Here is an 8,368-nt window from a genome sequence, read left to right as displayed (position 1 = left end):
GCGGCCGCCGCGGGCGCACCGCGCGGCCGTCCGGGCTCCGGCGCCCGGCCGCCCTCGCTGCGCGCCCTGGCCCGCACCGCCGCCGCCCGCTCCGCGCTGCCGGTCATGGCGACGGCGCAGGCCGTGATGGTCGCGGTGATGACCGCCGCGCCGCTGCACATGCACCTGCACGGGGCCGGGCTCACCGCCGTGGGGATCACGCTGGCGGCGCACACGCTCGGCATGTTCGCCCTCGCGCCGGTGTCGGGCCGGCTGTTCGACCGGTACGGCGCCCGCCCGGTGCTGCTCGCCGGACTGGCCGTCCTGGCCGGTTCGGCCGTGCTCGACGCCGTCCTGGACGGCCCGGTGACGCGGCCCGCCGCGCTGTTCCTGCTCGGCTACGGCTGGAACCTGTGCGTCGTCGGCGGCAGCGGCGTCCTCGCCCGCGACCTGCCCGAGGACCTGCGCGAGCACGCCGAGGGGGCGGTGGACGCCGCCGTGTGGACGATCGCCGCGGCGGCGAGCCTGCTGTCGACCGTCCTGATGTCGGCGGGCGTGCACGGCGTGCTCGCGGGCGCGGCCTGCGTCCTGACGCTGTGGGCCGCCCGCCGGGTTCCGGCGGCCGGCCGGCCGCCGGTCAGCGGCGGCGGCGCGCCCCTCGATCCGGCCCCGGACGAGCCGCGGGTGGAAGTAGCTGATCTCCGTGCGGCCGCCGTCGGTGACGCAGACGATCTGGTAGCCGTTGCGGCCGTCCTCGTCGGGGACGGTGAACTCCTCGGGGGCGAACATGCCCTCGGCGGCCATCGCGGTGAACCAGCGGCCCAGCGCGAACTCGTCGGGGAACATCACCGTCCCGGCGCCGCGCGGGCCGAGCGTGTAGCGGACCTCGTAGAGGCAGCCGTCGGGCGGGTAGTCGATCGGGTCGCCGGAGGTTCCTCCGCCGCGCTCGTCCAAACGTCCACCGCCTTCCCCGCTCATCTTAGAGCGCGCCCGCCGCCACGCTTCCCGAACACCGCCGCGTCCGCTGTGACCGGTGACACGGAAGGCGGGCCGACGCGACACCTTCGGCCGATCGCACGCCGCCGCCGTCCTCGATCTCGACGGGCCGCAAAAAGGGTTGCGTCAGGAATTTGGCTACGGCACTATAAGAGTGTCTTCGAACGAGGCCGGAAGGGGAGAAAGCGATGTATCAGCACCGAATGCACAGCCGCAGTCACTCCGGTCTCGGGAGCCGCGGAGGGACGTGACCAGCACGTTCGTCCGTCGACCGCCCGCAGGCCACGGGCGGTCTTTTTGTTTTCCGGAGGGTTGGCCGAGCGGAAAGGCACCGGCTTGCTAAGCCGTGGTCAGGGTCACCTGCGCGAGTTCGAATCCCGCACCCTCCGCGCCGGATAGAAATGCTGGTGCATTTGGCGACCTCATAAGTCGCATCAGGTAGGTTCGATTCCTGCATCCGGTACCTCGTCCCCGGCGGCGCACCGCCTTCGCGGGGAACGTGGCGTCCGTGGTGTGGTGGTCTGCACGCCGGGTCGTGGTCCCGGAAGTCCTCGGTTCGATACCGGGCGGTCGCCCTGTAAGTCGGAATCGTCGGTGTTCGTCCGGCGCCGACCGTCAGATATTGCCCAGACGCTGACATTCGGTTGCGTTGAGATTGATCATCCGCGGAAACGCTTCGCCGCATGGACAGCACCTCGGCGAAGGCGAAGCGGCGGACGGTCCGGGCCCGGCACCGCGTCCTGGCGTTCGGCATGCTCGCCACGCTCGCGCTCGGCACCGGCGGCGGCTCCGTCCGCATGGCGGAGGGCACGAGGGACGGCACGGCGGACGGCTCCGGCATCGCCCTGACCTCCGCCGAGCGCCCCGGCGCCGGGCCGTCGCCGTACCTCGACCCGAGCCTGCCGGTCGAGAAGCGCGTCGCCGACCTGATGGGGCGGATGAGCCTCGACGACAAGCTCGGGCAGATGACCCAGCCCGAGCGGCGGTACATCAAGCCCGCCGAGATCACCGAGTACGGGATCGGGTCGGTGCTGTCCAGCGGCGGTTCGGCGCCCAAGCCCAACAACGCCGAAACCTGGGCCGACATGTACGACGAGCTGCAGAAGGCCGCGCTCGCCGCACCCCTGGCCGTCCCGCTGATGTACGGGGTGGACGCGGTCCACGGCCACAACAACGTCGTCGGCGCGACGATCTTCCCGCACAACATCGGGCTCGGCGCGACCCGCGACCCCGCGCTCGTCCGCGAGATCGGCGCGCGACCGCCGCGGAGATGACCGCGACCGGCGTCGACTGGAACTTCGCCCCCTGCCTCTGCGTGGCCCGCAACGACCGCTGGGGCCGCACCTACGAGTCGTTCGGCGAGGTGCCCGGCCTGCCGTCCGCGATGACGACCATGATCGACGGCCTGCAGGGCGACAAGCTCGGCGCCGGGCCGACGTCCGTCCTCGCCACCGCCAAGCACTACCTCGGCGACGGCGGTACGCAGGGCGGCGACGACCGCGGCGACACCCGCGTCTCCGAGGCGCGGCTGCGCGAGATCCACCTGCCGCCGTTCCGCGCGGCCGTGCGGCGCGGCGTCGGCTCGGTCATGGTGTCCTACAGCTCCTGGAACGGCGTGAAGCTGCACGAGCACAAGTACCTGATCACCGACGTGCTGAAGGGCGAGCTGGGGTTCGGCGGGTTCGTGGTGTCCGACTACAACGGCGTCGACCAGATCGACGGCGAGCCCGGCTTCACCCGCGCCGAGGTCGCCAAGGCGATCAACGCGGGGATCGACATGGTGATGGTCCCCGAGGAATGGAAGAAGTTCATCCGCTTCCTGCGCGCGGAGGTCCGCGCGGGCGACGTCCCGATGGCGCGGATCGACGACGCGAACCGGCGGATCCTCACCAAGAAGTTCGAGCTCGGCCTGTTCGAGGACCCGCTGGCCGACCGCGGCTACATGAAGTCGGTCGGCGGCGCCGACCACCGCGCCCTGGCCCGCCGCGCGGTGGCGAAGTCGCAGGTCCTGCTGAAGAACTCCAAGAGCGTCCTGCCGTTCGGCGCCGCCACCGACAAGATCTTCGTCGCGGGCCGCAGCGCCGACGACATCGGCCGCCAGTCCGGCGGCTGGACGGTGACCTGGCAGGGCGAAGCGGGCGACATCACACCCGGGACGACGATCCTGGAGGGCGTCCGCGAGGTCGCGGGCCCGTCCGTCAAGGTCGACTACGGCCGCGACGGCAAGGGCATCGACGACACCTACGACGCGGCGATCGCCGTGGTCGGCGAGGACCCCTACGCCGAATACCACGGCGACCGCACCGGCGGCCTCGGGCTCGCCGCCGCCGACGTGAAGACCATCGAGCGGCTGCAGGCGGCGGACGTCCCGGTCATCGTCGTCCTGGTGTCGGGCCGCCCGCTCGACATCGCGCCGCGGCTCTCCGGGTGGGACGCCCTCGTCGCGTCCTGGCTGCCGGGCACCGAGGGCGCGGGCGTCGCGGACGTCCTGTTCGGGAAGGCCGCGCCCACCGGGAAGCTCCCGGTCACCTGGATGTCGGACGCCGCCCAGCAGCCCATCAACCGCGGCGACCCCGAGAAGCCGCTGTTCCCCTTCGGCTACGGCCTCTCCTACAACTAGGGCGGCATCTCGTTGAGGACGTCGTCCGGCGGCGACGCCTCGCCCCGAACCGTTCCCGCCGGACGGCGCCGGGCTCGGCCACGGCGACGATCCGACCCGCCCGGCCTCCCGTATCCCAGACCGGCTTCGGCCACCGCGGCCGCAGGGCCCGTCTCGTTCATCGGCACGCCCTCCGAGCTGGGTATCCTCGACCCGCCGCCACCCCGGCCGGTATTACGCAAACATCTTTCATAAAGCCGTCCGCTCGCCGACCGCTGCAAAGGCGTCCCGTGTCCCGACCGTCCCCGCACGGAGCAGATCCCTCGGTGCTGCGCCGCCTCAACTCCGCCGCGACCCTCCGCGCGCTCCGCGCCGGCGGCGACTTCACGCTGTCCGCCCTCGCCGAACGGGTCGGGGTGTCGCGCCCCACCGCCGAAGGCGTCCTCACCGAGCTGACCGCGCACGGCCTGGTCGCCGAGGTCGCGCCCCGCTACGGCGCCGCGCTCGGCCGCCCCGCCCGCCGCTACCGCTTCCGCGCCGAGGCCGGGCACGCCCTCGGCATCGAGATCGACGCGCACCGCACCCGGCTGCTGATCACCGACCTCGCCGGCGACGCCGTCGGCGGCCACCGCGCCGACCTGCGCCCGGACGCCCCGCCCGCCGAACGGATCGGCGCCGTGCGCGCCGCCGTCAAGACCCTGCTCGCCGCGACCGGCGTCGACCGGGTGGCCGCTGCGCGCCGTCGCCGCCGGAACCCCCGGCGTCGTCGACCCCGGCGGCACCGTCGCGTCCTGCACCGTCGTCCCCGGCTGGGAGGGCGTCCCCCTCGCCCGCGAACTCGCCCGCTCCTTCGGCTGCCCCGTCCTGGTCGAGAACGACGCCAACCTCGCCGCGCTCGCCGAACGCTGGCGCGGCGGCGCCGCCCGCGACGCCGACGACGTCGTCTGCGTCCACGCCGGCCTGCACACCGGCATCGGCGTCCTGATCGGCGGCCGCCTGCACCGCGGCCGCGGCGGCGCCGCCGGGGAGATCGGCATGCTCCCCGAACTCGGCCTGCGCGACACCGCCGCCCGCTCGCCGCCGAACCCGCCGCCCGGCTCGCCGCGCCATGGCCCGCGGCGTCGCCGCGATGGCCCTCGCCCTCGACCCCGACACGATCGTCGTCGGCGGCCCCCTCGTCCGTCCCGGCGACCCCCTCGTCGCCGAACTCGCCGCCGCCGTCCGCCCGCTCTGCCTCCGTCCCGTCCGCATCGAACCGTCCCCGCTCGGCGACGAAGCCGTGCGCCTCGGCGCCGTCCGGCTCGCCCTCGACCGCATCGACGACGACCTGTTCTCCCTCGACCCGGCGCGTTGACCGGACGCCCCCGCCGGGTGCCGTCCATCATGGGAACACACCGATCGAGGGGACGTTCATGAGCGCCATGCCGGCCGAACCCCCGCGCCACCGCGGGCGGGTGCACCGCATCCCGCGCACCGTCGACGGCATCGGCGCCTGGCTCTCCCGCGACAAGCGCGCCGCGTTCCTCGCCGAGGTCCGCGACGCCGAACAGGGGCGCGACCTCGACAACGTCCTGTCCGGCTGGTACGCCGAGGCGATGCTCGACCAGCTCCCCGACCGCGACCGGCGCCGCGCCCGCGCCCTCGACCGGCGGGGCGCCGTCGCCCTCGACGACATCGCGGCACGACGCGGACCCCGCCGACGAGGGTGACCGCGGCCAAGAGCGGCTGGACCGTCTACTGCTCCGAGGTGGCGGCCGACGTGCTCGAATCGGTCCCCCCGCCCGCCCGGGACGACCTGATCGACTTCCTGTGCGACCTGGCCCGGCACGGCGGCACCGCCGTGGACGCGGGACTCCCGCCGCCCGGCCGCCCGCTCGACGGCGTCGGCGTCCACTACACCCACAGCGCCCCGGGCACCGCCGCCTGCATCGAGTACCTGGTTCTGGCCGACATCAAGGAGTTCTACGTGGCCGACCTGGTGTGGGCGGGCTGACTCCCGCTCGCCCACCGGACGCGGACGGCAGCGGCGGCTCCCATCCCGCGCGTCCGGCGAGCTCGAATCGGAGCGGACGCGGACGGCAGCGGCTCGCCGCCCGGTCGGCGGGCCCGGGCCGGGGCGGACGCGACGGCGGCGCGACGGCCCGTCGCTCGGTGCGTCCGGCGGGGGCGGGCCGGTTCGGGTGGCTTGGAACGGGGCCGGGGGCTACGCGGTCAGTGGGGGTGCGAAGGGCCAGGGGGCGGCGAGGAGGGCGTCGGTCGCGGTGATGGCGGCGGCGAGCCGTTCCTCGTGGGGGCCGGTGACCCGGACGTGCGGGAGGGCGCGGCGTTCGAGCTCGTCGCGGAACCGGTTCGACATCCACGCCCGGATCGACTCGCCGTCGCGCCAGCCGTCCTGCTCGAACGGGACGCCGTCCGGGTCGGTGACGATCCACAGGTGGTGCGGGACGCGCACGTGGACGGCTTCGACTTCCGGGGCCGGGGCGCCGAGGTAGCGCTCGTGCCAGACGGCCGTCGCGAACGCGTCGGTGTCGCACACGAGCAGCGGCGAGCCCGAACGGGCGGCGGCGTCCTCCAGCGCCGCGTGGCGTTCGGCGATGCCGGTGAACTCGGCGGACTCCCACACGAGGTCGTCCAGCCAGAGGGACGGGTCGTCGGCGGCGCGGCGCGCGGCGGCGAGCTTCTCCTCCGTGTAGGTGCGCCCGTACTCGGGGACCCACCGCGTCGGTGCCCACACGCCGCCGCGTTCGGCATAGTGCGCGGCCAGCGCGCGCGCCAGCGTGGTGGTGCCCGTCGACTCGGCGCCGACCACCACCACCCGGCGCGCCAGGTACGCGCGGACGGGCGGCGAGAGCCACTCCCAGTTGCCCACCGGATCGGACCGGACGGCCGTGCCGCTGACGGGGAACCGCTCGCGCGGCGGATCCACCGGCACGTGGGCGGCCGAGAACCGGGCGGCGAGCTCGGCCCCGTACGGCTCGGAGCTGAACACCGCGTCGACCGGCGGCACGTTGACGCCCAGGCCCGAGCGGAGCGCGAGCCCGGCGCGGAACGCGGCGACGTGCGCCGACCACACCTCGTCGGACTCGTAGTCGATCTCGGCGTCGTCCACCACCGGGACGACCTCGACGTTCGGCTGCCGGTGCGCCTCGCGCAGCCACGCCGTCCGCAGCGCGAGCGGGACGCTCTCCACGCTGGACGCCGCGACGACCACGCTCACCCGCGCGCACGCGGCGGCGGCGGTGTCGATCAGGTGATGGTGTCCCGCGTGCGGCGGATAGAACTTGCCGATGACGAGGCCGTGCTCGTACGTCATGCGGCCGCCGGGGCCGGCTCCGCGCGGCCGCCCGCGTCCCGCAGGTCGCGCCGCCAGGCGGCGAGGCCGAGGACGCACAGCGACAGGAAGATGATGTACAGGGCGCTCGTCAGCTTGAGGTCCTTGTAGAAGTACAGCGGGATGTACACCAGGTCGACGGTGATCCAGATCCACCACGATTCGAGCAGCTTGCGCGACTGGCCGTAGATCGCCATCAGCGACAGCGCGGTCGTCAGCGCGTCCCAGAACGGGACGGTCGAGTCGGTGAACGTCGTCAGCAGCCAGGTGATCGCGGCGGTGCCGGCCGCGCCCGCGGCGAGCAGCACCGCCCACTCGGTGCGGGTGGTGCGGCGGACGGGCAGGTCGTCGCGTGCCTCGCCGCCGTACAGCCACACCCACCACCCGTACGCCTGCAGCCCGATGTAGACGATCTGCAGGCCCGCGTCGGCGTAGAGCCCGCCGTCGAGGAACACCAGCCCGAGCAGGATCACGTTCGCGATGCCGATCGGCCAGTTCAGGATGTTCTGCCGGACGACGAGCCACACGTTGACCGCGCCCGTCGCGAAACCGAGCAGCTCGGCCCACGCGGTGGGGACCGTGCCGAGGTGGAAGGCCGGGTCGAGCAGCGGACCCAGCGGAACGTTCACCGCCATGACGGCGATCTTCGCATATCAACGCCGCCCCGACCCCGCCCGGACGCACCGGACGGGATCGGAGGCGGGACGCCGGACGCGCCGCCTCAGGCGACGATCAGCAGCGGGTTCTCCAGCAGTTCGGCCAGCCGCGCGAGGAACGCGGCGGCCGTCGCGCCGTCGCACGCCCGGTGGTCCACCGACAGCGTCACCGCCATCCGCTTGCCCGCGACGACCTGGCCGTCGCGCACCACCGGCTCGTCCCGGACGGCGCCGACCGCGAGGATCGCGGCCTCCGGCGGGTTGATCACCGCGGAGAACGAGTCGACGCCGAACATGCCGAGGTTGCTGACGCTGAACGTCCCGCCGCTCATGTCGTTCGCCGACAGCTTGCCGTCGCGCGCCCGTCCGGCCAGCTCGCGGGTCTCGCGGCCGATCTCCGAGACGCTCTTGCGGTCGGTGTCCCGCACGACCGGGACGACCAGCCCGTCCTCGACCGCGACCGCGACGCCGACGTGCACCCGCTTGTGGAAGAGCAGGTTCTCCTCGGTGTAGGAGACGTTCACCGCCGGGTGCTCGCGCAGCGCCGTCGCGACCGCCTTGACGACCAGGTCGTTCACGCTGACCTTGGCCGGGGCGAGCGCCTCGTTGACCGTCTTGCGGAACGCGACGAGCGCGTCGGCGTCCACCTCGCGGTTCAGGTAGAAGTGCGGCGCGTTCTGCTTGCTCTCGGTGAGCCGCCGGGCCGCGACCTTGCGGAACCGGTTCAGCGGCACGGCCTCGACGTCCGGGTCGTCGGCCCGGGACGCGGCGGCGGGCGCGGACGGCGCGGACGGTGCGGCGGCCGGG

8 protein-coding genes, 2 tRNA genes and 3 pseudogenes are annotated in these 8,368 nt (G+C 74.0%); 9 read left to right on the top strand and 4 right to left on the bottom strand.

Features of this window, described 5'->3' with window-relative positions:
* Positions 1 to 105: 105 nt before the first annotated feature.
* The 5 genes and pseudogenes from BJF79_RS67300 to BJF79_RS67290 all read left to right on the top strand — a co-directional run.
* Positions 106 to 549 (top strand): annotated as a pseudogene (locus BJF79_RS67300) (MFS transporter); the annotation flags it as partial.
* 732 nt (positions 550 to 1,281) lie between these two features.
* Positions 1,282 to 1,364, top strand: a tRNA-Ser gene (locus BJF79_RS25995).
* A gap of 112 nt (positions 1,365 to 1,476) precedes the next feature.
* Positions 1,477 to 1,551, top strand: a tRNA-His gene (locus tag BJF79_RS25990).
* A 107-nt stretch (positions 1,552 to 1,658) separates the two neighbouring features.
* Positions 1,659 to 2,806: pseudogene (locus BJF79_RS67295) on the top strand (glycoside hydrolase family 3 protein); the annotation flags it as partial.
* A 21-nt stretch (positions 2,807 to 2,827) separates the two neighbouring features.
* Positions 2,828 to 3,595, top strand: coding sequence for a glycoside hydrolase family 3 protein (locus BJF79_RS67290; protein ID WP_410050140.1), 768 nt, complete (start codon positions 2,828 to 2,830; stop codon positions 3,593 to 3,595).
* Here BJF79_RS67290 and BJF79_RS61635 read toward each other — a convergent pair.
* The gene (locus tag BJF79_RS61635) at positions 3,592 to 4,203 is read right to left on the bottom strand and encodes a hypothetical protein (RefSeq protein WP_262402593.1); all 612 of its coding nucleotides are present in this window, start codon (positions 4,201 to 4,203) and stop codon (positions 3,592 to 3,594) included. The genes BJF79_RS67290 and BJF79_RS61635 overlap by 4 nt on opposite strands.
* 103 nt (positions 4,204 to 4,306) lie before the next feature.
* On the opposite strand from BJF79_RS61635, the pseudogene BJF79_RS61630 reads away from it, so the two are divergent.
* From BJF79_RS61630 to BJF79_RS25970, 4 genes and pseudogenes are all read left to right on the top strand, one after another.
* Positions 4,307 to 4,549, top strand: a pseudogene (locus tag BJF79_RS61630) (ROK family protein); the annotation flags it as partial.
* Positions 4,550 to 4,682: 133 nt separating this feature from the next.
* Positions 4,683 to 4,928 (top strand): hypothetical protein, encoded by a 246-nt coding sequence (locus BJF79_RS61625; protein WP_262402592.1) that lies wholly within the window; start codon positions 4,683 to 4,685, stop codon positions 4,926 to 4,928.
* Between the two features lie 58 nt (positions 4,929 to 4,986).
* Positions 4,987 to 5,283: a hypothetical protein gene (locus BJF79_RS25975; RefSeq protein ID WP_075901251.1), complete on the top strand. Its 297-nt coding sequence runs from the start codon at positions 4,987 to 4,989 to the stop codon at positions 5,281 to 5,283.
* The gene (locus BJF79_RS25970) at positions 5,280 to 5,567 is read left to right on the top strand and encodes a hypothetical protein (RefSeq protein ID WP_075901249.1); all 288 of its coding nucleotides are present in this window, start codon (positions 5,280 to 5,282) and stop codon (positions 5,565 to 5,567) included. The genes BJF79_RS25975 and BJF79_RS25970 overlap by 4 nt, the downstream gene beginning before the upstream one ends.
* A 210-nt stretch (positions 5,568 to 5,777) precedes the next feature.
* Here BJF79_RS25970 and BJF79_RS25965 read toward each other — a convergent pair whose 3' ends face one another.
* The 3 genes from BJF79_RS25965 to BJF79_RS25955 all read right to left on the bottom strand — a co-directional run.
* On the bottom strand, positions 5,778 to 6,887 hold the full coding sequence (locus tag BJF79_RS25965) for an AAA family ATPase (RefSeq protein WP_075901247.1): 1,110 nt from the start codon (positions 6,885 to 6,887) through the stop codon (positions 5,778 to 5,780).
* Complete coding sequence (gene pnuC / locus BJF79_RS25960; protein ID WP_075901245.1) at positions 6,884 to 7,540, bottom strand: nicotinamide riboside transporter PnuC; 657 nt, start codon at positions 7,538 to 7,540, stop codon at positions 6,884 to 6,886. The genes BJF79_RS25965 and pnuC overlap by 4 nt, the downstream gene beginning before the upstream one ends.
* Positions 7,541 to 7,626: 86 nt before the next feature.
* A partial coding sequence (locus BJF79_RS25955) for a dihydrolipoamide acetyltransferase family protein (protein WP_143220170.1) occupies positions 7,627 to 8,368 on the bottom strand: 742 nt, incomplete at its 5' end.

Source organism: Actinomadura sp. CNU-125 (assembly GCF_001942465.1).
Classification (GTDB): domain Bacteria; phylum Actinomycetota; class Actinomycetes; order Streptosporangiales; family Streptosporangiaceae; genus Spirillospora.
The sequence above is the reverse complement of the archived record's forward strand: the minus strand, read 5'-3'. Positions and strand labels throughout refer to the sequence as shown.